The sequence below is a fragment of the Pseudomonas sp. FW305-7 genome (genome assembly GCF_058786735.1).
Genome location: NZ_JBYSZA010000025.1, coordinates 32,738 through 57,431 on the forward strand (window position 1 = coordinate 32,738; position 24,694 = coordinate 57,431).

General features: G+C 59.9%; 23 protein-coding genes. 10 read left to right on the top strand and 13 right to left on the bottom strand.

Features of this window, described 5'->3' with window-relative positions; all coding sequences use genetic code 11:
- Positions 1-26: 26 nt before the first annotated feature.
- The 4 genes from AC3WMT_RS24060 to AC3WMT_RS24075 form a co-directional block, all read right to left on the bottom strand.
- Positions 27-644 (bottom strand): C40 family peptidase, encoded by a 618-nt coding sequence (locus AC3WMT_RS24060; RefSeq protein ID WP_103306615.1) that lies wholly within the window; start codon positions 642-644, stop codon positions 27-29.
- A gap of 226 nt (positions 645-870) precedes the next feature.
- Positions 871-1,575, bottom strand: coding sequence for a DnaA regulatory inactivator Hda (hda, locus tag AC3WMT_RS24065; protein WP_003223042.1), 705 nt, complete (start codon positions 1,573-1,575; stop codon positions 871-873).
- A gap of 207 nt (positions 1,576-1,782) precedes the next feature.
- On the bottom strand, positions 1,783-2,856 hold the full coding sequence (locus AC3WMT_RS24070) for an AI-2E family transporter (RefSeq protein ID WP_103306614.1): 1,074 nt from the start codon (positions 2,854-2,856) through the stop codon (positions 1,783-1,785).
- A 34-nt stretch (positions 2,857-2,890) separates the two neighbouring features.
- Positions 2,891-3,946 carry a DUF2066 domain-containing protein gene (locus tag AC3WMT_RS24075; protein ID WP_103306613.1) on the bottom strand — a complete coding sequence of 352 codons (1,056 nt, stop codon included), beginning with the start codon at positions 3,944-3,946 and terminating at the stop codon, positions 2,891-2,893.
- Positions 3,947-4,319: 373 nt separating this feature from the next.
- Here AC3WMT_RS24075 and purM point away from each other — a divergent pair, with 373 nt between their 5' ends.
- The 3 genes from purM to AC3WMT_RS24090 are packed head-to-tail and all read left to right on the top strand — an operon-like array spanning position 4,320 to position 6,750.
- Positions 4,320-5,378, top strand: coding sequence for a phosphoribosylformylglycinamidine cyclo-ligase (purM, locus tag AC3WMT_RS24080; RefSeq protein ID WP_103306611.1), 1,059 nt, complete (start codon positions 4,320-4,322; stop codon positions 5,376-5,378).
- Positions 5,378-6,028 (top strand): phosphoribosylglycinamide formyltransferase, encoded by a 651-nt coding sequence (purN, locus tag AC3WMT_RS24085; RefSeq protein ID WP_103306610.1) that lies wholly within the window; start codon positions 5,378-5,380, stop codon positions 6,026-6,028. The genes purM and purN overlap by 1 nt, the downstream gene beginning before the upstream one ends.
- A gap of 8 nt (positions 6,029-6,036) precedes the next feature.
- The gene (locus AC3WMT_RS24090; protein ID WP_103306609.1) at positions 6,037-6,750 is read left to right on the top strand and encodes a DUF3108 domain-containing protein; all 714 of its coding nucleotides are present in this window, start codon (positions 6,037-6,039) and stop codon (positions 6,748-6,750) included.
- A gap of 286 nt (positions 6,751-7,036) precedes the next feature.
- Here AC3WMT_RS24090 and AC3WMT_RS24095 read toward each other — a convergent pair whose 3' ends face one another.
- Together AC3WMT_RS24095 and AC3WMT_RS24100 are read right to left on the bottom strand one after the other, a co-directional pair.
- Positions 7,037-8,662 (bottom strand): methyl-accepting chemotaxis protein, encoded by a 1,626-nt coding sequence (locus AC3WMT_RS24095; RefSeq protein WP_103306608.1) that lies wholly within the window; start codon positions 8,660-8,662, stop codon positions 7,037-7,039.
- Between the two features lie 130 nt (positions 8,663-8,792).
- Positions 8,793-9,848 carry an amidohydrolase family protein gene (locus tag AC3WMT_RS24100; RefSeq protein WP_103306607.1) on the bottom strand — a complete coding sequence of 352 codons (1,056 nt, stop codon included), beginning with the start codon at positions 9,846-9,848 and terminating at the stop codon, positions 8,793-8,795.
- Positions 9,849-9,977: 129 nt separating this feature from the next.
- Here AC3WMT_RS24100 and AC3WMT_RS24105 point away from each other — a divergent pair, with 129 nt between their 5' ends.
- Positions 9,978-10,394 (top strand): OsmC family protein, encoded by a 417-nt coding sequence (locus tag AC3WMT_RS24105; protein ID WP_103306606.1) that lies wholly within the window; start codon positions 9,978-9,980, stop codon positions 10,392-10,394.
- 61 nt (positions 10,395-10,455) lie between these two features.
- Positions 10,456-11,319, top strand: coding sequence for a pirin family protein (locus AC3WMT_RS24110; RefSeq protein ID WP_103306605.1), 864 nt, complete (start codon positions 10,456-10,458; stop codon positions 11,317-11,319).
- A gap of 63 nt (positions 11,320-11,382) precedes the next feature.
- Here AC3WMT_RS24110 and AC3WMT_RS24115 read toward each other — a convergent pair whose 3' ends face one another.
- A complete protein-coding gene (locus tag AC3WMT_RS24115) occupies positions 11,383-12,477 on the bottom strand; it encodes a PLP-dependent cysteine synthase family protein (protein WP_103306617.1) in 1,095 nt (364 codons plus the stop codon).
- Between the two features lie 252 nt (positions 12,478-12,729).
- Here AC3WMT_RS24115 and nhaA point away from each other — a divergent pair, with 252 nt between their 5' ends.
- The 4 genes from nhaA (at position 12,730) to AC3WMT_RS24135 (ending at position 15,765) form a co-directional block, all read left to right on the top strand.
- Positions 12,730-13,917, top strand: coding sequence for a Na+/H+ antiporter NhaA (gene nhaA / locus AC3WMT_RS24120; protein WP_103306604.1), 1,188 nt, complete (start codon positions 12,730-12,732; stop codon positions 13,915-13,917).
- A gap of 176 nt (positions 13,918-14,093) precedes the next feature.
- Positions 14,094-15,284, top strand: a complete 1,191-nt coding sequence (locus AC3WMT_RS24125) for a colicin E3/pyocin S6 family cytotoxin (protein WP_103306603.1) — start codon at positions 14,094-14,096, stop codon at positions 15,282-15,284.
- On the top strand, positions 15,281-15,511 hold the full coding sequence (locus AC3WMT_RS24130) for a DUF7683 domain-containing protein (protein WP_103306602.1): 231 nt from the start codon (positions 15,281-15,283) through the stop codon (positions 15,509-15,511). The genes AC3WMT_RS24125 and AC3WMT_RS24130 overlap by 4 nt, the downstream gene beginning before the upstream one ends.
- On the top strand, positions 15,508-15,765 hold the full coding sequence (locus tag AC3WMT_RS24135) for a DUF7683 domain-containing protein (RefSeq protein ID WP_249412104.1): 258 nt from the start codon (positions 15,508-15,510) through the stop codon (positions 15,763-15,765). Before AC3WMT_RS24130 ends, AC3WMT_RS24135 begins: the two co-directional genes overlap by 4 nt.
- 60 nt (positions 15,766-15,825) lie before the next feature.
- Here the strand turns inward: AC3WMT_RS24135 and AC3WMT_RS24140 are convergent, their stop codons facing one another.
- Entirely contained in the window at positions 15,826-16,290 is a 465-nt protein-coding gene (locus tag AC3WMT_RS24140) for an outer membrane lipoprotein (RefSeq protein WP_007969461.1), read from the bottom strand.
- Between the two features lie 176 nt (positions 16,291-16,466).
- Here AC3WMT_RS24140 and AC3WMT_RS24145 point away from each other — a divergent pair, with 176 nt between their 5' ends.
- Positions 16,467-16,703: a hypothetical protein gene (locus AC3WMT_RS24145; protein ID WP_103306601.1), complete on the top strand. Its 237-nt coding sequence runs from the start codon at positions 16,467-16,469 to the stop codon at positions 16,701-16,703.
- Positions 16,704-16,708: 5 nt separating this feature from the next.
- On the opposite strand, the gene pdxH is transcribed toward AC3WMT_RS24145, so the two are convergent.
- The 5 genes from pdxH to dinG all read right to left on the bottom strand — a co-directional run bounded on the left by pdxH (position 16,709) and on the right by dinG (position 24,613).
- Positions 16,709-17,356 (bottom strand): pyridoxamine 5'-phosphate oxidase, encoded by a 648-nt coding sequence (gene pdxH, locus AC3WMT_RS24150; protein WP_103306600.1) that lies wholly within the window; start codon positions 17,354-17,356, stop codon positions 16,709-16,711.
- A 24-nt stretch (positions 17,357-17,380) separates the two neighbouring features.
- A complete protein-coding gene (locus AC3WMT_RS24155) occupies positions 17,381-18,478 on the bottom strand; it encodes an OmpA family protein (protein ID WP_103306599.1) in 1,098 nt (365 codons plus the stop codon).
- Positions 18,479-18,591: 113 nt separating this feature from the next.
- Positions 18,592-19,737, bottom strand: coding sequence for a serine hydrolase domain-containing protein (locus AC3WMT_RS24160; protein WP_103306598.1), 1,146 nt, complete (start codon positions 19,735-19,737; stop codon positions 18,592-18,594).
- A 142-nt stretch (positions 19,738-19,879) separates the two neighbouring features.
- Positions 19,880-22,375 (bottom strand): beta-galactosidase, encoded by a 2,496-nt coding sequence (locus AC3WMT_RS24165; RefSeq protein WP_103306597.1) that lies wholly within the window; start codon positions 22,373-22,375, stop codon positions 19,880-19,882.
- Between the two features lie 93 nt (positions 22,376-22,468).
- On the bottom strand, positions 22,469-24,613 hold the full coding sequence (gene dinG / locus AC3WMT_RS24170; RefSeq protein ID WP_103306596.1) for an ATP-dependent DNA helicase DinG: 2,145 nt from the start codon (positions 24,611-24,613) through the stop codon (positions 22,469-22,471).
- Between the last annotated feature and the right edge of the window lie 81 nt (positions 24,614-24,694).

Sequence of the window (24,694 nt, forward strand, 5' to 3'; positions counted from 1 at the left end):
CCACGGACGTGGCCACAACCGGGAAATTACTTGCGCGCGGTGACCACGGTCGGGGCCATGGCGAGTGCACGCTTGGCTTCGATGAAGGTCTTGCTCCAGTAGCTGTCACCCAGGCTGTCGATGCGAACACCGCCGCTGCGACGACTGCTGGAATGGATGAACTGATTGTCACCGAGATAGATCCCGGCGTGGCTGACACGACCGCGACGACCGTTGGTGGCGAAGAACAGCAGATCGCCCGGCTCGAGGTTGCTACGCGATACCAGCGGCGCATCCACGTTGATCATTTCGCGAGTGGAGCGTGGCAGGTTCATGCCGGCCTCTTCGCGGAACAGATAGCCGATGAAACCGCTGCAATCGAAACCGGCTTCAGAGGTACCACCGAAACGGTAACGGGTACCGATCAGGGACATGCCGCGTTCGAGGATGCTGTCGGCCAGAACTGGAAGCTGGTAAGGCTTGTTGCCGTTGAAGTCCGACAGTTCTTTTTCGGTGTCCAGCTCTTCCTGGTAAATAACGGAAGACTGGGCAGTGGCAGAATTTTTAACCTGTTGTGGCTGCTCTTGAACTGGAGAATTAGCAGCGCAACCGAACAACAGGGTGAGGAGTGCGAGAGGCACGAGGGGTGCGAAGCGCTTTAGCATGGGCACGACCGTGGCTGATAGTTGTAAAGAAGCCGAGACTATGCCCGCTATCGACCTCATTTGCAAATTCAATCGATCTTTTTGTGACTTCTCGGTTTCTCGTTTACATCTAAGCGCTTAAGCCCATTTGAACGAATACGCGACCTGCAAGCGGTGCAGGAACGCGGATTTTCTGGCGCCTGAAATATGCCGAAACACGCTGAAAGCCGCAGAACCAAAGGGATGGCTACCAGCCGAGGGTTTCTTTGAGGAAGGGAATGGTGAGCTTGCGTTGCGCCTGCAACGAGGCCTGATCGAGCTGTTCGAGCAAGTCGAACAGTGCACTCATGCTGCGGGTGCCGCGAGTCAAAATAAAATGCCCGACTTCGTCAGTCAGGTGCAAACCACGACGCGATGCGCGCAATTGCAAAGCACGCAATTTGTCTTCATCGGAGAGTGGGCGCATCTGAAAGATCAGCGCCAGGGTCAGACGCGATTTCAGGTCAGCCAGTTTGACCGGCAATTCACGCGGCGAGGTCGAGGCAGCAATCAGCAGGCGCCGACCGCTGTCACGCAGACGGTTGAACAGATGAAACATCGCCTCTTCCCAGTCCGCCTTGCCGGCAATCACCTGCAAGTCGTCCAGGCAGACCAGTTCGTACTGCTCAAGATTGTCGAGAATTTCGATACCGCGATCCATCAACTCGGCCAACGGCAGATACACCGCCGGCTCGCCCATCTGCTCGAAACGCAGACACGCGGCCTGTAACAGATGCGTACGCCCTACGCCGTGTTTGCCCCACAGGTAGATCAGGCTTTCTGTCCAGCCGGCGTCGGCTTCGCATAGGCGCTCGACATAGCCGAGTGCAGCGGCATTGGCGCCTGGGTAGTAGTTGATGAAGGTGGCGTCGTCACGCAGACGCACACCTAGGGGCAGCTGAATCGGTTTCATGCTGACTGAACAGTTCCCAAGGAACCGTTAGTGGCCTCTGTGTAAAGTTTGCGAAGTTTATACCCGTGAAGCTGAGCGCACAATGCAACAGAGTCCAGCCAAATCAAAGGTTTGCGTTAACACACTGGTTTTATGACAGATTCTCTGACGCCAACACCTGCATGACACGGGCCAACCCGGCGATTTGCCGGGTGGCCGTCACTGCCACTACAACTCGGGCTCGTCCGCCCCGCTATAGATGTCGGAGTCCTTGTACAAGTCGTGTACGTGGCGCACCAGCACCATGATCACCGCCGCCACTGGCAACGCCAGCAGTACCCCGGTAAACCCGAACAACTCGCCACCGGCCAGAATCGCAAAGATCACCGCCACCGGGTGCAGACCAATGCGGTCGCCCACCAGCAAAGGCGTCAGCACCATGCCTTCCAGCGCTTGGCCGACCATGAACACCGCAACAATCCCGATCATCGGGTAAAGATCACCGCCGAACTGGAACAACCCGGCAATCAGCGCCGCGCCGATGCCGATCACGAAGCCCATGTAAGGCACAATCGCCGCAAGGCCCGCGATCAGACCGATCAACAGCCCCAGTTCCAGACCGACAATCATCAAGCCCGCCGCATAGATCACGCCCAGCGCCAGCATGACCAGCAATTGCCCGCGCACGAACGCACCCAGCACCTCATGGCACTCACCGGCCAACGAGACGATGGTTTCTTCACGATCGCGCGGCAGCAGGCTGCGGATCTTGGCCATCATCACGTCCCAGTCGCGCAGCAGGTAAAAGCTCACCACCGGGATCAGCACCAGATTGGCCAGCCAGCTGATCAGCGCCAGGCTCGACGCCGTTGCCTGACTCAGCACCACACTGACAATGTCAGTGGTCTGACCCATGTGCTCGCTGATCGCCGCCTTGACCTTGTCGAACTTCCAGAAGCCATCCGACAGCCCGAGCTTCGCCTGCGCCCACGGCAACGCCGTGTGCTGCAACCAGTCGAGCATCTGCGGCGCCAGTTCGTACAAGCGCAGCAACTGTTTGGCGAGCATCGGCACCAGCACCAGCAACAGCGCCGTGACGATCAGGGTGAACAAGGCAAACACGGCAATCACGCCCCAGGTGCGCGACAGACCGAGGCGCTCCAGACGATCCACCAGCGGATCGAACAGATACGCCAGCAGCAACGCCACCAGAAACGGCGTGAGGATCGGATGCAACAACCATACAAACGCGCAAAGCAGGACTACCCCACCGAGCCAGAACCAACGCCGCGTATCGGCCATGTACCACTCCTGTTGCTTCTATATAAGGAAAGACTTACCAGCGAAACCGCAACGACGGGGCCGCCGGTGTCGGGGCCGGAGCCACAACGGGCGGAGCACCTGCTACTGCCGGCTGTGGCACCACCGGGGCTGGCGCTTCGGCGGGCAGTTCCTGCAACTTCGCCAGCGACAACTGCGCACGCATCTGATCAGCACTGCCATTGACCCGATAGACGATGCGATCGCCATCGACACTTTGCAGACGCACGCCGAACGGTTCGAGTAACCGCAGCAGCGTGGCGTAATACTCAAGATTCATGCCCTGCACTTCCAGGGTCTGCTGCCCCGACGCCCCGGGTTTGGCAACAAAACGTGGCGCCAGACGCTCGGCCACCGCCAGCATCACCGCATCGGCCACGGCGGCCTGATCGGCGCCCTGCACGCTGCCCGCTTCTTTTTGATCGCCCAGCCACAAGTGCCATTTGGCTTGCCACTGCCCGCCCTCTTCGCGCGCATGCACGGCCAGCAGGGCATCCGCGTTGTAGCGCTCCGAAGCCCCACGCAATGGCGCCGGATCATTACCTTCCAGCGCAGGTGCCGTGGCAACCAGCTGCTCACTCAGATCGGCCAGCGGCAAACGCAGCGGCAAACCACGGTGCTGAGCAGCCGTACGCAACGGCGCGGCCGCGGCCTGACCGTCACCGACCAGACTCGAACCTTCGGTGGAATCGTTCAGCCACCAGCTCAGAATCGAAGGTCGACTGGCGCCCCACAAGGACAACCCGGCACGGCGCAGGGCCTGTTCGGTGGTCGCCGGATCGAAGTCGACCTTCAGCATCTCCGGCGGCCCGGCATCAAAACCGAACTGGCTGATGATCTGCTGCGGATCTTTGCGAATCGCCGCCAGCCCTGGACTCTGCGGGGCTTTTGGGTCGCCGGTCAGGCGCAGGACCAGCGTATCCAGCGCAGCCTGAGTCGCGCGATCACGTTCTTCCGGTGCCTGGCCGTGGACCGGCTCACGTACTTGATAGAGGCCTTTGAGGTTTTCGGCATGACTCGCCAGGCTGACCACAGACAAACAGCCCACAAACAACAATTTACAAAAACGCATGGAAAATTCCCGTCGACAGGAGCGGCTGGAACAGGCCGCGTGAACCGGTTGAGCAAGGCTGTGACCCTCGGCCGTTGCAAAACATTCACACGGCGGCGGTAAGTTTTTGCACAGTGATAACGATAGACGGTTAATTGCCACACCTTATACAGGCACCCGTGCGCCTCAATTGCAAAAAATTTCCGCCGATATGGCCCTGCCCGTCGGTGCGAGGATGGCCGCTGCCCCTCAAGCCTGATAAAATCGCGCGCCTTCGCAGACCGGCAACAGCCGGGCACCTCGAAACTCGCGTGAGGCCATCGCCCCCTCGATTTCGATGTTCCCGCTGAACTCGGTCGTTACCCCTGAATCCCCTCCCCTAAAGGCCTGGATCATGAGCAAGCAACCCTCCCTGAGCTACAAGGACGCCGGTGTAGACATCGACGCCGGTGAAGCATTGGTCGAACGCATCAAGAGCGTCGCCAAGCGCACTGCGCGCCCGGAAGTCATGGGCGGCCTGGGCGGTTTCGGCGCCCTCTGCGAAATCCCGGCCGGCTACAAGCAGCCTGTACTGGTTTCCGGCACCGACGGCGTCGGCACCAAGCTGCGTCTGGCGCTGAACCTGAACAAGCACGACAGCATCGGTATCGACCTGGTTGCGATGTGCGTGAACGACCTCGTCGTTTGCGGCGCTGAGCCACTGTTCTTCCTCGACTACTACGCCACCGGCAAACTCAACGTCGACACCGCTGCCCAGGTGGTTACCGGCATCGGCGCTGGCTGCGAACTGTCCGGCTGCTCGCTGGTCGGCGGCGAAACCGCTGAAATGCCAGGCATGTACGAAGGCGAAGACTACGACCTGGCCGGCTTCTGCGTCGGCGTCGTGGAAAAAGCCGAAATCATCGACGGCTCGAAAGTCGCCACCGGTGACGCCCTGATCGCGCTGCCATCGTCCGGCCCGCACTCCAACGGCTACTCGCTGATCCGCAAGATCATCGAAGTGTCCGGTGCAGACATCGAAACCATCCAGCTCGACGGCAAACCGCTGACCGACCTGCTGATGGCTCCGACCCGCATCTATGTGAAGCCGCTGCTCAAGCTGATCAAAGACACCGGCGCGGTCAAAGCCATGGCCCACATCACCGGTGGCGGCCTGCTCGACAACATCCCGCGCGTTCTGCCAAAAGGCGCTCAGGCCGTGGTTGACGTGGCCAGCTGGACTCGCCCGGCCGTCTTCGACTGGCTGCAAGAGCAAGGCAACGTTGACGAGACCGAAATGCACCGCGTCCTGAACTGCGGCGTCGGCATGGTCATCTGCGTGGCTCAGGAGCACGTTGAAGTCGCCCTGAACACCCTGCGTGACGCTGGCGAGCAGCCTTGGGTCATTGGTCAGATCGCTGTAGCTGCCGAAGGCGCTGCTCAGGTCGAACTGAAGAACCTTAAGGCTCATTAATGTCCGCAACCTGTGATGTCGTGGTGCTGTTGTCCGGCACCGGCAGTAACTTGCAGGCTTTGATCGACAGCACGCGGACCGGCGACAGCCCGGTTCGCATCGCTGCGGTGATTTCCAACCGTGCCGACGCCTACGGCCTGCAACGCGCCAGTGACGCGGGTATCGCCACCCGCTCGCTGGATCACAAGGCATTCGAGGGTCGCGAGGCCTTCGACGCTGCCTTGGTCGAACTGATCGACGAATTCAATCCGAAGCTCGTGGTGCTGGCCGGTTTCATGCGCATTCTCAGCGCTGATTTCGTTCGCCACTATCAGGGTCGCCTGCTCAATATCCATCCGTCGCTGCTGCCCAAATACAAAGGGTTACACACTCATCAGCGCGCGCTGGAGGCCGGCGATACGGAACACGGCTGCTCCGTACACTTCGTCACCGAGGAACTCGATGGCGGACCACTGGTCGTACAGGCAGTATTACCGGTAGAGTTGCACGACACGCCGCAGAGTCTGGCGCAGCGAGTGCATGTTCAGGAACACCTGATCTATCCGATGGCGGTACGCTGGTTTGCCGAAGGGCGACTGGCACTCGGTGAGCAAGGTGCTTTACTGGATGGCCAGTTACTCGCGGCCAGCGGCCACTTGATTCGACACTAGGAGATATTATGCGTCGCGCCCTGCTCTTCGCTTGCGCACTGCTCGCCCTGCCTTTTGCGCAGGCGGCAGACCTTCAACCGTTCTCCGCCAGCTACACCGCCGACTGGAAGCAGCTGCCCATGAGCGGCACTGCCGAACGCAGCCTGACCAAAGGTGCCAACGGCGTCTGGACGCTCAGTTTCAAGGCCTCGATGATGATCGCCAGCCTGACCGAACAAAGCACCCTGACCCTGGACAAGGACACCTTGCTACCGCAGTCCTACCACTTCGAACGTGGCGGTCTGGGCAAAGCCAAGAAAGCTGATCTGGATTTCGACTGGAACAGCAAAATGGTCACCGGCACCGACCGTGGCGACGCGGTGAAAATCCCGCTGAACCGTGGCATGGTCGACAAGTCGACCTATCAACTGGCACTGCAACATGACGTGGCTGCCGGCAAAAAGACCATGAGCTATCAAGTGGTCGATGACGGCGAAGTCGATACCTATGACTTCCGCGTGCTGGGTTCGGAAAAAGTCGAGACCAAGGCTGGCAAGATCGATGCGATCAAGGTCGAGCGCGTACGCGACCCGACACAAAGCAAGCGCATCACCGTCCTGTGGTTCGCCAAGGATTGGGATTACCTGCTGGTCCGCCTGCAACAGGTTGAAACCGACGGCAAGGAGTACAACATCATGCTCCAGGACGGTACGGTCAACGGCAAGGCTGTCAAAGGTAGCTGATCCGATCGATGTGAAAAGCCCCGCAGATGCGGGGCTTTTTATTGCCTGCGTTTAGCCCGAGTTTTTGTGTCACATTCACCCCCTCACCCCAGCCCTCTCCCGAGGGAGAGGGAGCCGACCGAGATGTCTGGCGCCATGAATCGACCTGAAAGATCGAGTCGATTATGGATTCACTAACGAACGCTCAAGTCAGCGTAATTCTCTAATTTCCCACGATCAGTCCCCTCTCCCTCTGGGCGGCCCGACGTTTCGGGAGGGTTAGGGTGAGGGGCTTTTCAGCCAAACCTCAAACCGAGAATTTGGCCACCATATTGTTCAAATCCACCGCCAACCGTGACAACTCCTGACTCGCCGCACTGGTCTGATTCGCCCCCGCCGACGTCTGCATGGCCAGATCGCGAATATTCATCAAATTGCGATCCACCTCCCGCGCCACCGCCGCCTGCTCCTCCGATGCACTGGCGATCACCAGGTTGCGCTCATTGATCAGCGTAAACGCCGAAGCGATCTCCTCCAGCGCAGTCCCGGCAGCCTTGGCCAGTTCCAGCGTCGAGCGCGCTCGAACATTGCTCTGCTGCATCGAACTGACCGCCGAATCCGTTCCTTGCTGGATCCCGCCAATCATCTGCTCTATTTCCTGTGTCGATTGCTGCGTGCGATGCGCCAGTGCCCGCACTTCGTCCGCCACAACCGCAAACCCGCGCCCGGCATCACCGGCGCGCGCGGCCTCAATTGCCGCGTTCAGCGCCAACAGGTTAGTCTGCTCGGCAATCGACCGAATCACGTCCAATACCTTGCTGATGCCATGAACCTTCTGTGCCAGGTCTTCCACCTGACTGGCATTGCTGGTCACATCCTCAGCCAGAAACTCAATCGACGACACCGTCTGCTGCACCTGCTCGCGGCCGTGCTGGGCAATCCGATCGGATTCACGCGAGGCCTCGGAGGTCGCCACCGCATTGCTGGCCACCTCCTCCACCGCTGCGGTCATCTGATTCACCGCCGTGGCCGCTTGCTCGATCTCCAGACTCTGTTGATGCAATCCGCGCGTGGCGTCTTCGGTGACGCAACTCAGCTCTTCCGAGGCCGAGGCCAGTTGGCTGGAAGACTCCGAGATCTGCCGGATCGTCTCACGCAGATTGTGCTGCATGCTTTTCAGCGCATGCAGCAGCCGCGCCGGTTCATCCTTGCCGGAGATCGTGATGTCGCCAGTCAGATCGCCGCCCGCTACCACTTCCGCGACACCTAGCGATTGCGCCAGCGGCAGCACGATGCTGCGGGTCAACAGCAGCGCCAGCCCGATGGTGATCAGTGCAGTGACAGCGATCATGACACCGACCCACACCCGCGAATTGATGAAAACCAGTCGTGCAGCCTCGGTCGCGAGATTCGCATTGTGCTTATTGAGCTCGACTAGTTCACGAAGGGTGACCGCCATGTCGTCGGCCAATGGACTCATCTCGCCATTGAGAATCGCAGCAGCCTCCTCGACTCGATCCTGAGCAGACAACTGCATCACCTGCGCTTGGAACTCCAGATACTTGTGCTCGGCGACTTTGAAGCGATCAAACAGCTTGCGCTCCTCGGGCAACACGATCAGCACGTCATAACGCTGCTGGGCTTCACTCAGCACGCCGCGTAGTTCATTGAGCTTGGCGACGTTCTGCGCCAATGCCTGCGGATCGCGATTAAGCAACAGACGCATGGTCAGCGCCCGCAGGCGCAGCATGTCCTGACTCATCTCGCCGACGGCCATCACGCTGGGCAGCCAGTTGTTGTCGACCTCATCAGACTGCGCGCGCATGTTCGACATTTGCAGCAGGGCGAACGCGCCGAGGGCAAATACCATCAGGGCCAACAGGCCAAAACCCAGTCCGGCGCGCGGGGCAATATTGAGACTACGGATACTCATTGCTCTGGTTCCTTCCAAAAGCGCTGCATCAACCCTGCAGCTGGTTGCTGTAGAAGGTATCGGCCCGGCGAGAATTTGCGTAAGACGAAAAAGTGATATCAAAAGGCCTTAATACTTCGAACGCTCGGCATTAACGATTCAGCGCGGTTTTGCCGGACTTGAACTCCATTCGCGGCAAGATCGCCAAAAAGTTATCTCGCGAAACTTTGCGGGCAACGTCTTCCGGCAATGCGTCGAGGAATGGCCTGAAGCTATGCATTTCCTGCCCAAGTTTGTTGAAACGCCCCACGACGTCTGAACCGAGCATGAAGCGCTCCGGGTATTTCTCCACCAGCGCAAGCCATTCCGGACGCGGCTTGCCCTGTTCGTCCAGCAGATAGGGCGTGAGCATGCTCCACGACAAGTCGATAAACAGATTGGGGTAAGCCTCAAGCATGCGCGTGAGGGTGGGCAGGAGAAAATCCAGTTGCGTCTGGTGTCGATGAATCTCGGCGCTGGTACCGGCGTGGGCCCAGATGAACCGTGTGTGCGGGTGATTACGCAGCGGCTCCTCGATTTCCTTCAGGTACAGCGGATTCTTCTCACGCTTGGAGGTGATGTTGGAGTGCAGCATCACCGGTAAATCGTTTTCCGCCGCCAGGTGATAAATCTTGGTCATGGCCTCATTGTTGGCGCGCGGCGTGTCACCGGAAGTCAGCGCCGTAAGATCGTCATGTCGGGTAAATACTTCGCCAATGCCCTGCCATAACCCCGGATACAGATCGAGCATGCGCTGAATGTGCGCGGCGGAGTTCTTGTCGTTGGGGTTGAAGCCGGAAAGGAATGGATGAAAGTACGGACGCTTCTCAGGTGTCAGTTTCTGTACGGCGTCGGCGACGATCACGTCGGTGGCGCTGTACCAATAGGCATCAGCGTCATCGCCGGCGTAATAACGTGGCCGCTTGGGTTCGTCTTCGTGCCACTTCTTCGCTACAGGGATGCCGGAAATCATCACATGCTCGATGGAGCTTTCCTTCATCGCCGTCAGCAGTTTCGCCATGCCGGCGGTTTCCTGGAAAAAATCCACGTAGTGCAGGTGTGCATCGCTGTAAGTGTATTCGCGGGCGCTGGCAGTACCGGCGAACACCAGGAGGCAGGCGAGACTCAAACGAAACAAAGACACAATTAATCTCCGACAAGTAGGCATAGCCTAGACCCCGCCCTGATGACAAGGGTTCATCCCGCAGGAAAGTGGAACGCGTACCGGTGGGAATGCTCTATAACTGCAAGGTCTTTTTTGATCGAACGACTTTTTCCTACTGCTTGCGAGGTTCCCATGACCGTTACCGTCAATACCGTCTCCGCTGAAGGTTTTCGTCACACCGTACAGATTGATGACCACGAACTGTTTGCCGACGTACCGAAATCCGCCGGTGGCGAAGGCTCGGCACCTGAGCCGCACGACTACTTCGATGCCGCCCTCGGTGCCTGCAAAGCGCTGACCCTGAAGATGTACGCGAAGAAAAAAGACATCCCGTTGACCGGCGTCGGTGTCGAAGTGAAACGCGACAACAGTGAGGAGCAGAAAGGCAAATACGCCCTGCACGTCACCCTCACCCTCAAAGGCGTGTTGACCGATGCCCAGCGTGAAGAATTGCTGCGCGTCGCCGACCGCTGCCCGATCCACAAACTGATGACCACCAGCGAAGTGACCATCGAAACCCACGCCCCACAAGGCTTTGACAGCCAGTAATCACTACAGCGCCAGCGGCGGGTTATGCTTCTGGCATCACCCGCTCAGCCTGGAATGCACCATGGACACGCAACCTCTGATCATCCGCCCGCGCGCCGAAGACGTCGAAGGCCAGCCGATTCTGCGCCCGTTGCCGTCAGCCAAATGCCGTAGCGTCGGGCCTTTCGTGTTTTTTGATCACATGCTCGAAACCGTGTATCCGACCGGCAAAGGCATGAACATCCGACAGCACCCGCACATTGGTCTGTCGACCCTCACGTATCTGTTTGAAGGGCAGATCCAGCACAAGGACAGCCTCGGCTCCGATCAGGTGGTCAGCGCTGGCGATGTCAGCTGGATGACTGCCGGCAGCGCCATCGCTCATGTTGAACGCACACCTGAGCCGCTGTGGGAGCAGAGCTTCACGATGCACGGCCTGCAAATCTGGCTGGCCTCGCCCAAGGATCACGAGCAGGGCCCCGGACATTACAGCCATCACCCGGCAGCGACCTTGCCGGTCAGCGATAACCTCGGCGTGCAGATTCGCATGATTGCCGGGTCAGGCTTTTGCCTGGAATCGCCGGTACCGGTGCTTTCTCCTACGTTGTATGCGCAAGTGAAGATGCAAACCGCGACCACGCTGCTGATTCCCACCGAACATGAAGAGCGGGCGGTATATGTATTGAGCGGTGATGCGCAGTTGAATGGCGAAGCGATTGAACCGCACGCACTGGTGGTGTTGCCGGCCGGGGCAGAGATGAGCCTGTTTGCCGACAGCGATTTACATGCAGTGATATTCGGCGGCGCACCGCTGGACGGGCCTCGGCGGATCAACTGGAATTTTGTGGCGAGTGATCCGGCGGCAATTGATGAGGCGCGGCGCAAGTGGGCGGCCGGGGATTGGCCGACGGTGCCGGGGGAAGTTGAGCGGATTGAATTGCCTTAGTTCTGTCTCGCCTGTGAGTCAGTCATCGCTGGCAAGCCAGCTCCCACATTTGATTCAGGTGTGTCAGATATTGGCGCGCAACACTGAAGTCGGCAGCGCCTCACCGCGTTCGGCAGTCGCCACTACCGCCGCGATCAACCCACTCAACTCATACCCCTGCACCTTGAGCCAGTCCTGATCGTAATAAGTGTCGGCATAACGTTCGCCGCCATCGCACAAAATCGCCACGATCGACCCCGACTCCCCCGCCACTTTCATCTGCTGCGCCGCCATCAGCGCACCGATCAGATTGGTCCCGCTCGACCCGCCGACATGCCGCCCCAGACGCTGCGCCAAATAGTGCATGGCTGCCAGTGACAAGGCGTCCGGCACCTTGACCATGGCATCGATCACTTTGGGCAGGAACGACGCCTCCACCCGTGGCCGTCCAATACCCTCGATCCGCGAACCGCAATCCAGGCGCAGACTGGCATCGCCGGTCTGGTAGTAATCGAAGAACACCGAACGCTCGGCATCCGCGCACAGTACGCGGGTGCAGTGCTGGCGATAACGCACGTAGCGGCCGAGGGTCGCGGTGGTGCCGCCGGTACCGGGGCTGGAAATCAGCCAGCTCGGCTCGGGATGCTTCTCGTAGCGCATCTGCTGGAAGATCGATTCGGCGATGTTGTTGTTCGCTCGCCAGTCGGTGGCGCGTTCGGCGTAAGTGAACTGGTCGATGAAGTGACCGCCATGCTCGCGCGCCAGGCGCTCGGATTCGGCGTAGATCTGCGTCGGATCTTTCACCAGATGACTCTGACCACCGTAGAAAGCAATCTGGGCAATCTTCTCCTTCGACGTGGTCGCCGGCATGACCGCTATGAACGGCAGACCGAGCATGCGTGCGAAATAGGCTTCGGAAATCGCCGTTGAGCCGCTGGACGCCTCGATCACCGGCGCGCCGGGTTTGAGCCAGCCATTACACAGCGCATACAGAAACAGCGAACGGGCCAGACGGTGCTTGAGGCTGCCGGTCGGATGACTGGATTCGTCCTTGAAGTACAACTCGATGCCCGGGAAACCCGGCAGCGGCAAGGGGATCAGGTGGGTGTCGGCGCTGCGCTGGAAATCCGCTTCGATGATGCGAATGGCTTCGCGTGCCCACTGTCGGTTGTCGCTCATGGTCATGATTCTCGTTGGATCGCGGCGGGAGATCAGCCTCCCTGGAAGGCTCATCCGTCAGCTTAGGAAAAATCCTGCAGCGCGCACAGATACAGCTGAGTCTCAATGTGTCAGGCAACTGCTAGGCTCAGCGTGACTTGAGCCAGACACCTTGTAACGACATATAACAAAAAAGAATATAACTTTTGTTTTAACAACTAACAGTACGGGTTAGGGTGTTCCACCTTTTTGACGATTCGATGGAGAGCGACCTTGCCTCTGCGTAGCACTTTCACGCGTTTCTTTCAGTTGGAAGCTGCCAGCGGTCTGTTATTGATCGCCGCGGCCATTCTGGCTTTGATTATCAACAACTCGCCCCTGTCGTGGCTGTACACCGGCCTGCTCGACACGCCAGTGGTAGCACAGATTGGCGCGCTGAAAATCGCCAAGCCCTTGCTGCTGTGGATCAACGACGGCCTGATGGCACTGTTCTTCCTGCTGATTGGCCTGGAAGTGAAGCGCGAAGTCCTCGACGGTCAGCTGTCCAAGCCATCGCAGATCGTGTTACCTGGCGCGGCCGCTATCGGCGGCATGCTGGTGCCGGCGCTGATCTACTGGTTCCTCAACCGCGACAACCCGGCAGCGCTCGACGGCTGGGCCATCCCGACCGCCACCGACATCGCCTTCGCCCTCGGCGTGCTGGCCCTGCTGGGCAAGCGCGTGCCGGTATCGCTGAAGCTGTTCCTGATGACCCTGGCGATCATCGATGACCTTGGCGCCATCGTGATCATTGCGATTTTCTACTCGGGTGAATTGTCGACTCTGTCGCTGGGTCTGGCGGCGGCGTGTATAGCGGCGCTGGTGGCAATGAACCGGCTCGGCGTGGCCAAGCTTGGGCCGTACATGATCATCGGCCTGATCCTGTGGGTGTGCGTTCTCAAGAGCGGTGTCCATGCGACGCTGGCCGGCGTGACTCTGGCCTTCTGCATCCCGCTGCGGACGAAAAACGCCGAACCTTCGCCACTGCTGACGCTGGAACACGCGCTGCATCCTTGGGTGGCCTACGGCATTCTGCCGCTGTTCGCCTTTGCCAACGCTGGCCTGTCGCTGAGCGGTGTCACCGTGGAAAGCTTTACCCACCACGTACCGATGGGCATCGCCGTCGGCCTCTTGCTGGGCAAGACCGTCGGCGTGTTCGGCCTGACCTGGCTGGCCGTGAAGATCGGCATCGCTTCCCTGCCCCAGGGTGCCAATTGGGGTCAGGTGTTGGGCGTCGCCATCCTCTGCGGCATCGGCTTCACCATGAGCCTGTTTGTCGGTTCGCTGGCGTTTGAACCGGGCGTGAGCGACTACGCCGGCATGGATCGAATGGGCATTCTGACCGGATCGTTGTTTGCCGCGTTGATCGGTTATGCGGTGACGGCGGCGGCGAGTCGCAAGAACACAGCCTTACCGGCATAGAACCGTGTGGTGAGGGGGTTATCCCCTTCACCACCGTTCAGTTCCAATCCCGCCTCGATACATAGCGAACAATCCCACGTCTTTAGAGACGCGTCCTACAGCCACATCTTTCGCGCTTCGTTAACGTCGCACAGCCCTTTCAAGGGGCTGTCGATGGATAAGCGAAAGGACGATCAGTGGCTCGCAACAAGGACATTCCCCGGGTTCCCAACCCACCGGCGGGCGACGGGCACCTCGTTACTCACCGATACATGACGGCCAGCGAACTGACCGCTCGCGAATCCAGACAAAACGCTTATGACGCCATGTTGGCGCGGCAGGAGGCTTTTGAGCGCACCCGCGAAGTGGCTGCGACAAAGTCTGAGGTTCCGCGCGCTGGGTGCGTGTTCGCCAAGTCCTGCAAGTTGCCGGACGCCATCATCGACTACTCGAATCCTTCGGGCATGGTGCCGACCGACAGCCTGAAGGATTACGGTGAAATGGCGTGGCTCGGCGCTCGCGAAGTCGATGCCGCGGGCGTGCTGAATCTGCAAGCGATCAGCGGCGACACGGTTTCACTGGGCGTCGGGCGCATCGCAATACGCATGCCCGCCCTCACCGCTAGCACTATCACATCAATTGGCGCGGTGGGTGCTGCCGCTCTCTCGGCAGTGGTCGCGCTGTTCTGGACGCCCACCCTCGGCGACAGCGCGCTCTACACCGAAGATCAACTGCGTGCCCTGAAACAAGCCCGTACCCGCGTGCGCCTGCGCGTTGAACAACAGGCCGACGGCAGCCTCAAGGGCTACGGCTTTTACACCGGCAAGAACCGCGATTGGGAAATGGTCGATGTCGTGCAGTTCAGTGCGCGTGGCAGCCAGTTCATCGCGGATCTTGGTGAAGGCGTCGAGCTGATCTGGACACCGGCGGTGGATGGCTCGGACATCCTCGGCATTCCTGCCTTGGAGGCTGCACCGCAGGCGCCGCATATCTGGGTGTATCCGCCGACGAAAGCGGCGGATGGGATTCTGGTGAATCCGGTTTATCCGCCGGAGTATCGGGATTTTATTCTGGTCTTTCCGGCGAGTTCGGGGGTTAGGCCGGTATATATAGTCTTAAACGTCCCTAAAGATTTCAAATACCACCCCGCCCCTGTTTCGCTGCCGGCGTTTCCAGACGTGAAACCTGCACCACTAAAAACCTCCGTTCGCGGTGGAGGGAAAAAGCGAAGACGTTGGAAAGATGCATCGGGGAAAATTTACGAATGGGACTCTCAGCATGGCAAGGTTGAGATGTACACCAAGCAAGGAAAACACCTTGGAGAATACGACCCGAAAACAGGGAAACAAACAAAGCCTGCCGATTCCACAAGGAGAGTAGAAAAATGAAGCATGTAATAGAGGTATTCGATCGAAAGACTGAGGATTTGCTCCTAAGCGTGGAGATCGCGTCGCATCACGAGGAAGCATTGAAGGTGCTGATGAACTGGCAACATCCTGAAGATGAGTTCGATGGCTCTGATTTAGACGAAGAGCAGATCAAAGTTTTGGAGGACTGGACTGGTGAAAAGCTCTTGGACGCTACTCATATAGTTCAGTTGGTGTGCATCGAATGACTTATGGCAACTTCAAGCTGAAACACACCATCGAGGCATTTAATAAACGCACAGCTCGGTTAGTTTTCGAGATCCCAGTTCCCGATGGAAACATTGAGCGGCTCAGAATAATCATGCATTGGGTCAATCCCGAAGACGAAATCTTTGGTTATGACCTCGACCAAGAGCAGATAAAGCAATTGGAAGCTTTAATCGGTCGAGCTTTCTACGACTCTAAATACGATTTTCAAATGGGTTGTCATGGAAGCGAGTAAATACCTTAAAAAAACCCCGACCAGTCACCTGATCGGGGTTTTCTTTACCCTAAATCCCGCTTAGTGCGAAACGCGGCTGGTCCCGCCAACGGTGGAGATGCGTACACGTTCACCAACACGGAACACTTCATTCTCCTGAACCTGCTGCACATAGGCGCGCATGCTGCCGTCGTCTTCGCGCACGGTGATTTCCACGCCTTGGGTACGGGTCAGGCCTTCTTCGGTAGCCGAGCCGATCAGACCGCCCGCCACTGCACCGATGACCGCAGCCACGATGCTGCCTTTGCCGCCACCGATGGCGCTGCCGCCGACACCGCCGACCACTGCGCCTGCAGCGCCGCCGATTGGGGTTTTGGTGCCTTCGATCTTGACCGGACGCAGGGATTCGATGGTGCCCATGCGAATCGTCTGCACGCGACGCGCTTCGTCACGGGAGTAGGAGTCACCGGTCAGGCTCGATTGGCAGCCGGTAAGCAACATCGCCATCGTGGAAAAGGAAGCAACCAGCAGAACAGACTTACGCATAGCATCAACTCCAAAGAAACATATATTCATTAAACTCCGTGGCTTGACGCCTGTCACGACACCGCCCGGACAAATTGGCTTTCATTCAGGCGCGGTACAGACACCTGCTTTACCAGAGGTAGCCACTACAGTAGCGCCAAATTACCGATTCTGCGCCACGGACACCAAGGATTTTCATGGATTACTTCATCATTGCCGTTACCACCGTCGCCGGTTTGTACTTCCATGGGTGGCTGTACGTACGGATCAAACGCTGGATAGATCGCGATCTGGCGTTGTCACTGGCCGGCAAGGACGAAGGTAAACGCGCCTTCATGCTCGAACAATTGGCCCGCGCTCAGGCGCAGAAGATCAAGCGTCGAGACCTGCCGAAGTGGCTTGAGGCCGCTGCGGCAGGCTATCTCGCTCGGTAGACTGCTTAAGGTGCCAGACGTTCAAGAATCCAGTCGGCGCCCTGCACTCGGTAGTTGAGGCGATCGTGCAGACGGCTCGGACGGCCCTGCCAGAACTCGATGCGCTCGGGCAGCAAGCGGTAACCGCCCCAGTGTTGCGGGCAGTCAGGCTGGGTGTCGCTGAAACGTTGTTCGGTCGCCTTGAGCAGATCTTCCAGCTCTCCCCGCCCGTTGATCACCCGGCTCTGCGGCGATGCCCAGGCGCCCAGACGACTGCCCAGCGGTCGCACCTGATAATAGGCATCGGACTCTTCAGGCGTGACCTTCACTACCCGGCCTTCGATGCGCACCTGGCGCTCGAGGGTCGGCCAGAAGAAGGTCATGGCGGCAAACGGATTGGCCGCCAGATGCTGGCCCTTGGCACTGTCGTAGTTGGTGAAGAAGGTGAAGCCCTGCTCGTCCAGGCCCTTGAGCAGCAGAATGCGGCAATGCGGACGCCCATCCGCATCGACCGTGGCCAGGGTCATGGCGTTGGCTTCCACCGGCGCCTGTTCGGTTTTCACCGCATCGGCGAACCATTGGTGGAACAGCGCGAACGGCTCGGCCGGGGCCTGCGCCTCGGTCAAACCATCCCGGGTGTAATCACGACGCATATCTGCCAGAGCCTGGGTCATGGCGCAGTCCTTTTCGTTAGCGGATCACTTTTTGGTGGCGTCGGCAGCGGCGACTTTCTTGTCGGTCGCAGCGGCTTTGGCGGGTGCGGTTTTCTTCGCCGGAGCCTTGGCTGGCGCTTTCTTCGCAGGTGCTTTGGCAGCGGCTTTCTTGGCGGGTGCCTTTTTGGTGGCCGGTACGGCAGCTTTCTTCGCGGCTGGCGCCGGGGTGACTGGTTTGGCCACTGGCTTGACGTCCTGCGCAGCGACCATGGTCACTGGCTTCGGCGCCGGCATGTTGTATTTGCTCAACAGCGCAACCATGGTGTTCTGCGGGGTCACTAGCATTTCCACGCGACGGTTCAGGGCACGGCCTTCAACGCTGTCGTTGGCGGCACGCGGGGCTTCGGAGCCCATGCCGCGCAGCATCAGGCGATCACGCTGCAAGCCGCTGAGGCGGAAGATCGCCGCAATGGCCTGAGCACGTTCTTGACTGAGTTTGATATTGGCTGGCGCAGCACCGCTGGAGTCACTGTGGCCAAGTACCAACACCGCAGTTTTCGGGTCGGCTTCGAGGATTTTCGCCACGCGGGTGAACGGGCCGAGGGTCACTGGCAGCAACATCGCCGGGCGATCCGGGTTGAACGAGCCTTCTACCGGCGCGGTCACGACCAGCACGTTGTCACGGCGTTCGAGTTGCAGATTGCTGTCCTGGATCGCGGTACGCAGGCGTGGTTCGTAGTCGTCGAGCCAGGCTTGAGTGACTTTCGGGTCCGGCATCGGCACGACCTTGGCGGTGTCCTGATCCTTGCCGCCGAACGGCCACCACCATTTGCCGCCCTTGTCGGCCTCGGCTTTGGCCACTTCAACCGGTTTGGCTTCGGGCTTCACTTCCGGCTTGGTGTCGGCCTTGGCGGTCGAATCGTCCGAGCCAAAAGGCCAGTACCATGGGCTGCTGCTTTCAGCCTTGGCTACCGGAGCGGCGGCAGCGGGTTTCAACGGAGCCGGGGCAGGCTCTTTGGCCGCCACCTTGTCGGAGGACCCGAACGGCCACCAGCTACCGCCGTCGGCATCGTTTTTCGGAGTCTGTGCACAACCGGTGATCGCAACACACAGGGCCAGGGCGAGAGTCGTTTTAGCTGACATTGAAAATCCACAAAATGAAGTAATGAAAAATCAGAGCACTTTCGCCCGGATAAACAGACGCTTTGAATCGAAAAACCTGTCGAGGTTCCGGCCCTGGAACCTCTGATGACGCTTTACAGACAAGTGGCAAGCACCCGCGCGAGCTTCTGCGCACGCGGATCCATCAAGACGTACGGCCCTAGGGTATTTGTCACAAAACCAAACGCGACATCATGCTCAGGGTCAGCAAAACCGATCGAACCGCCTGCGCCCGGATGGCCGAACGCCCGTGGGCCGAGGCCGTAAGTGGCGTTGGGCACGTCCGGTTGATCGAGCATGCAGCCCAGACCGAAACGGGTGCGGGTCAGCAGGGTCTTGTCTTCGCCGAGGCTATGCTCGCGGGTCAGCTCTTCGAGCATGTCGCTTTCAAGCAGGCTGCCGTCGAGCAAACCGGCGTAGAAACCAGCGAGGCTGCGCGCGTTGCCGTGGCCATTGGCTGCCGGTTGTTGCATGCGCCGCCATTCCGGTTTGTTGGTGCTGGTGAGCACCGACGGTGGGTTGGTGAAGGCGCGGGTGGTCATGGCGGTCGGTTCACGCATGGTCACTTGCAGAAGACGCTGAGCGGCGGCGTCGCCCGCATTGCCCTTGCCCCGGGCGATATGTGCGACACGGTGAAACTCTTCGTCGGCCAAACCGACATGGAAATCCAGACCCAGTGGCTTGGCGACACGGGCGACGATGGATTCACCCGGTCCGCGACCGTCGGCGCGGCGTAACAACTCGCCGATCAGCCAGCCGTAAGTGATCGCGGCATAACCGTGGCCAGTGCCCGGCGTCCACCACGGCGCCTCAGCCGCGAGAGCGTCGACCATGGTTTGCCATTCATAAAGGGCTTCAGGCGCCAGCAACTCGCGCAGGGCCGGCAGACCGGCCTGATGGCAGAGCAATTGGCGTAGGGTCACGGCCTCTTTGCCGGCGGCGGCGAACTCCGGCCAGTAGCGGGCGACCGGAACATCCAGTTGCAACTTGCCCTCGGCGACCAGTTGCAGCGCAGTGACGGCGGTGAAGGTTTTGGTGCAGGAGAACAGATTGGCGATGGTGTCGCTGTGCCAGGCCTCGGCGCCATCCTTGTCGGCGGTACCGGACCAGAGGTCGAGGACGGTTTCTCCGCCGACCTGAATGCACAAGGCTGCGCCGCGTTCCTGGGGATCGTCGAACAGTGCGGCGAAAGCTTCGCGCACCGCTTCGAATTGAAGCTCGTAATGTCCCTGAATCTGCACCCGCAACTCCCCCGCGAAAACGCTCTACAAAGTGGCCCGCATTGTTCCAGCCCTTGAGGGATTTGGGAACAGCTGCGGGCTGGACGGTTGAATCGGATTTTTGGGTGTGGCGAGGGGGCTTGCCCACTCGCCACAGTGTCAGTCAGTGACCATTGCCCGAATGCCCACCCGCATGCCCTGCACCCGGGCCTTTGCCGGCTTCGCCCTTGCGCCCGCCTTCAGCCTCATGACCGGCGACCGCTGCGGCTTTCTCCGCCTCTTTGCCAAGCTGATCAACCGCCTGCAAATTGCTCTTGCGCACCGTTTCGACAAAGCCCTGATACGGCAGATCGGTCACGCCGACCAAACCAAAGTGCCCGTTCTCGCCATCCAGCAGACGCCCGGTCACCGGTTGATCCAGATACTGGAACCAGTGCACGCCGACAATCGACGGTTCACTCAAGGCCTGTTTGAGGAAGTTGGCATACGCCGCACCGCGATCCTCTTCCTTGGCCAGTTGCGTCACACCGCCCCAGAACGGGCCGCGATCAGTGGAGCCGAAGTTGAACTCGGTAATCAGCACCGGTTTGTCCAATGCATTCAAAGCGGCAAAGTCATAACCATCCTGCGGTTTGAGCGTGTACATGTTGAAACTCAGCACATCGCAATATTGCGCGCAGGACGCCACGGCTTCCGGGGTGCTGATGGCGAAGCGGCCGCCGAGCAGCAACTGGTTCGGCGCATGCCATTTCAGCGAGTCGGAGATGGTCTTGAAATAGGTGTCGGCGAAGACCTTCTGGAAGTATTTGAAGTCGGCCTCGATTTCCGGGTGTTCCGGGTTCGGCAGCGGCGGGACGAAACCCGGATCTTCCATCAATTCCCACGCCGGCAGGTCGATGCCCCAGGCTTTCGACAGCCCCGCCTGATTACGGTATTTGTCACGCAATTGCTTGAGAAACGCGCGTTTGGCCGGCACGTCGGTGGTCATTTTCAAGGTGCCGTACGCCAGCGCGTAACGGGATTTCGGATCGTCGCCGGGACCGGCCCACGCCAGTTCGTTATCGGCGAAATAGCCAATCAGCCACGGATCATCGCGATGATCGCGGGCAGCGATGGCCACGGCGCGTTCGGTGGCCATGGCGAAACGCGGATCGAACGGGTCGGGCATACCGCCCCACCAGTCGCTGCCGGTGCTGATGCTGGTGTAATCGCCGACGATCGACAACGGCAAGGTGTACGGCACGCGGTCGGCGTCAGCCAGCGCATCGGCACTCCAGTTGCCGATCGTGTTGAAACCCCAGGCTTGCAAGCGATCAAGGGTATGGCTGGCCCACTGCTGCTCATCGACCGTGGCTTTGCACGGAGCCGTGACGGTTTGATCGGCAGCTTTTTCAGCAGTCGTTGCCACCGCGTCGGTTTTCGCCGCTTCGGCGACACCGGACTTCGCTTCGCTGGCGCCTGCTACAGGCTCTGCGGCTTTCGCTGCCGTTTCTTCCACCGCGCCAGCCTTGGCCGCTTCAGCGATCCCGGCCTTGCCGTCGCTGTCCGGCGCGCAAGGCTCGCCGTAGACCCGCTGCAGGTTGGCGGCATAGAAGTCGTACCAGCGCCCATTGCCGTAGCCCCGGCCCTGATCGGCACCGTTGCCGCCACGGTTGTCGCCTTCACCGAAGTGAATGGCTAGGGGCTCGCCGGTTTTTGGCAGGGATTCGAACATGTATTCGCGACCCGCCACGTAGGTCTGGTTGACCTCGGGGCTGATGGTGTTGACGCCGAGGGAGTAAAACGGATGCCCTTCTGGCGTCACCAGATACCAGCGACCGTCGCGTTTTTCCGTGCGGAAGAAGCCGCTGGCCTTAAAGACCGGGCCTTTGCTCCAGCCGCCGAACTTGTCCAGCAAGGACTTCTCGCGCTCGGCCAGCCAGGTTTTCAGCTGTTGCTGTGCCTTGGCGGCGGCAGATTTGAGTTGTTCGTCAGTGGCGATTTTTTCCGGCCATTTGCTGCGGGTCGACTGACCATAAGCGTCGACCAGATTGCCGTACACCGCTTGCGTGACCGCCTCGCCGTCCTGCACGCCAAAGCGTTCGAGCAGCAGGCTCTGGGCAACTTTCGGCTGATCCATCGACAGACTCACCGATACGATTTGGCTGCGATCAATCTCGCCGCTACTGCTGGCCAGCAAAATGCGTTGACCATCGATGGTCATCGGCATCGGCGGCCCGGCCTTCATGCCCTGGCTCAGTGGCGTGGCCGCTACCAACGGCACCAGCAAGGTTTGCGCCGGGCCGGCCGGCAGGTCGACGCGACTGGTCAGCGTCTGGCCATTGTTGCTCTGGATCTGCACATAGACCGTCACGGCCCAGTTCATCGCACTCTGCAGGCGCAGGCTCATCATTCCGGACTGCGACCAGTCCCAGGCACCGGTCTGCGGAGTCAGGCGCAACGTCGGGCGGGCCACCGGGTTGAACGTCACCCGGCGCAGCACTTCACCCTCAGGGGTTTGTTCGGCGTTGGCTTGCGGCAGGTCGGCGTTTTCCGTGGTGATTTTCACCACGTCGGCGGGACGGACAAAGTTGAACAGCGTCTGCTGGCCAGCAGGCGCCGCCAGCAACGGGGCGGCGAAGATCAAGGCAAACACGGCAGGCAATGAACGGCGGATCATAAGAACGGAGTTCTCCCTAACGACCAAAAGGCCAATGGAAAAGCGTTGGCAGAGAGATAGACAGCGCGGCGGGCGAAATTGCCCACCGGTGTCTCAGGATATTTCACGACGGAAAGGAGGCAACGCATTGAGGATCGCCTTGCCGTAGCGCTGGGTGACCAGGCGCCGGTCGAGCAAGGTGATGGTGCCGCGGTCTTCTTCGGTACGCAGCAGACGCCCGCAGGCCTGAACCAGCTTCAGCGAGGCATCGGGCACCGAGATTTCCATGAACGGATTGCCGCCACGGGCTTCGATCCACTCCGACAGCGCGGCCTCGACCGGATCGTCCGGCACCGAGAACGGAATCTTGGCGATCACTACGTGCTCGCAATACGCGCCCGGCAAGTCGACACCCTCGGCAAAACTGGCGAGACCGAACAGCACACTGGAATCACCGCCATCGACCCGCGCCTTGTGCTTGTTCAGGGTTTCCTGTTTCGACAGGTTGCCTTGAATGAACACTTGCTTGCGCCAGTCGCGGTCGAGACCGTCGAACACGTCTTGCATCTGTTTGCGCGAGGAGAACAGCACCAGCGTGCCGCGCGAACCTTCGACCAGATCCGGCAACTCACGGATGATCGCGGCGGTGTGAGCAGCGGCATCGCGCGGGTCGGCTTTCAGATCCGGCACGCGCAACACGCCAGCGTCGGCGTGATGGAACGGGCTCGGCACCACGGCGGTGACGGCTTTTTTCGGCAGGCCGGCACGCATGCGGAAGCGGTCGAACGTGCCCAGCGCGGTCAGCGTTGCCGACGTCACCAGACAGCCGTAGGCGACGTTCCACAGGCTACGACGCAAGGTTTCGGCGGCGAGGATCGGGCTGGCGTTGACCTCGATGTCGAACAATGAGCCGCTTTCGGCCAAGGTCAGCCAGCGCGCCATCGGCGGGCTGTCTTCCGGGTCTTCGGCGGTGAACGCGGTCCATAGTTCCCAGTTGCCGGAGGCACGGGACAACAGGCTGCCGAACAGCGGATACCACTCTTCGGCCTGATTGCTGGCGATGCCGATGTTGACCTCGCCGTCCATGCCTTCCTTGAGCAGGTCGGTCAGGCGCGTGAACAGGTCATTAAGACGGGCGAAGCCTTTCTTCAGCTCAATGCCCATTTCGCGCATGTGTTCGGGAATGACCCCGGCAACAAAGCGATGGCGAGGCCGCTCACGGCCCTCGACGTCTTCGCCGGGTTTGAAATCGGCAATCTGCTCGCAGGCCGTAAACATGAACTGCTGCTGGGTCTTGATCTCGCGCGCCAGCTCCGGCACTTGCTCGATCAACTTGCCGAGATCTCCCGGCAGCGGATGCTGGGCCAGCAACTTGGTGAGGTTCTTGGCGGTGGTTTCCAGCCAGTCGGCGGTGGAACGCAGGCGTGTGTAATGGGCGAAGTGGCCGATTGCCTTGTCCGGCAGGTGATGACCTTCGTCGAACACGTAAATGGTGTCGCGCGGGTCGGGCAACACCGCGCCGCCGCCGAGCGCCAGGTCAGCCAGAACCATGTCGTGGTTGGTGACGATCACGTCAACCTTGCCCATGCCCTCGCGGGCCTTGTAGAAGGCGCACTGGCCGAAGTTCGGGCAATGGCGGTTGGTGCATTGGCTGTGATCGGTGGTCAGGCGCGCCCAGTCGGCGTCTTCCAGCGCATTCGGCCAGCTGTCGCGGTCGCCGTCCCATTTATTGCCGGCAAGCTTTTCGATCATGCTGGTGAACAGCTTCTGACTGGCCTCATCGACCTCGATCTTGAAGCCTTCCTCTTCGAACAGCTGGGCCGTGGCGGTTTGCGCGTGACCTTCCTGCAAAAGCATGTCGAGCTTGGACAGACACATGTAACGGCCACGGCCCTTGGCCAAAGCAAAGCTGAAGTTCAGCCCGCTGTTGCGCATCAGGTCGGGCAAATCCTTGTAGACGATCTGCTCTTGCAGCGCGACGGTCGCGGTCGCGATCACCAGACGTTTGCCCGCCAGTTTGGCAGTAGGGATCGCCGCGAGGCTGTAGGCCACGGTTTTACCGGTACCGGTCCCGGCTTCCACCGCGACAATCGCGGGGTCGCCACTGCGCCGGCCTTCGTCATCGGTATCGATATCTCCGAGGACTTTGGCGATTTCAGCGATCATCAGGCGCTGGCCGTAACGCGGCTTGAGGCTCTTGGCCTCTAGAAAACGCGAGTAGGCGCCCTGGATCGTGGTTTTGAGTTCAGTGCTGATCATTGAGTGTCGGGCGCAAAAACGCTGGATAAATTTTCAGTGGTTCAGGGGGGCGTTCTCGATCAGTTTCCACGCCGCGTTGTC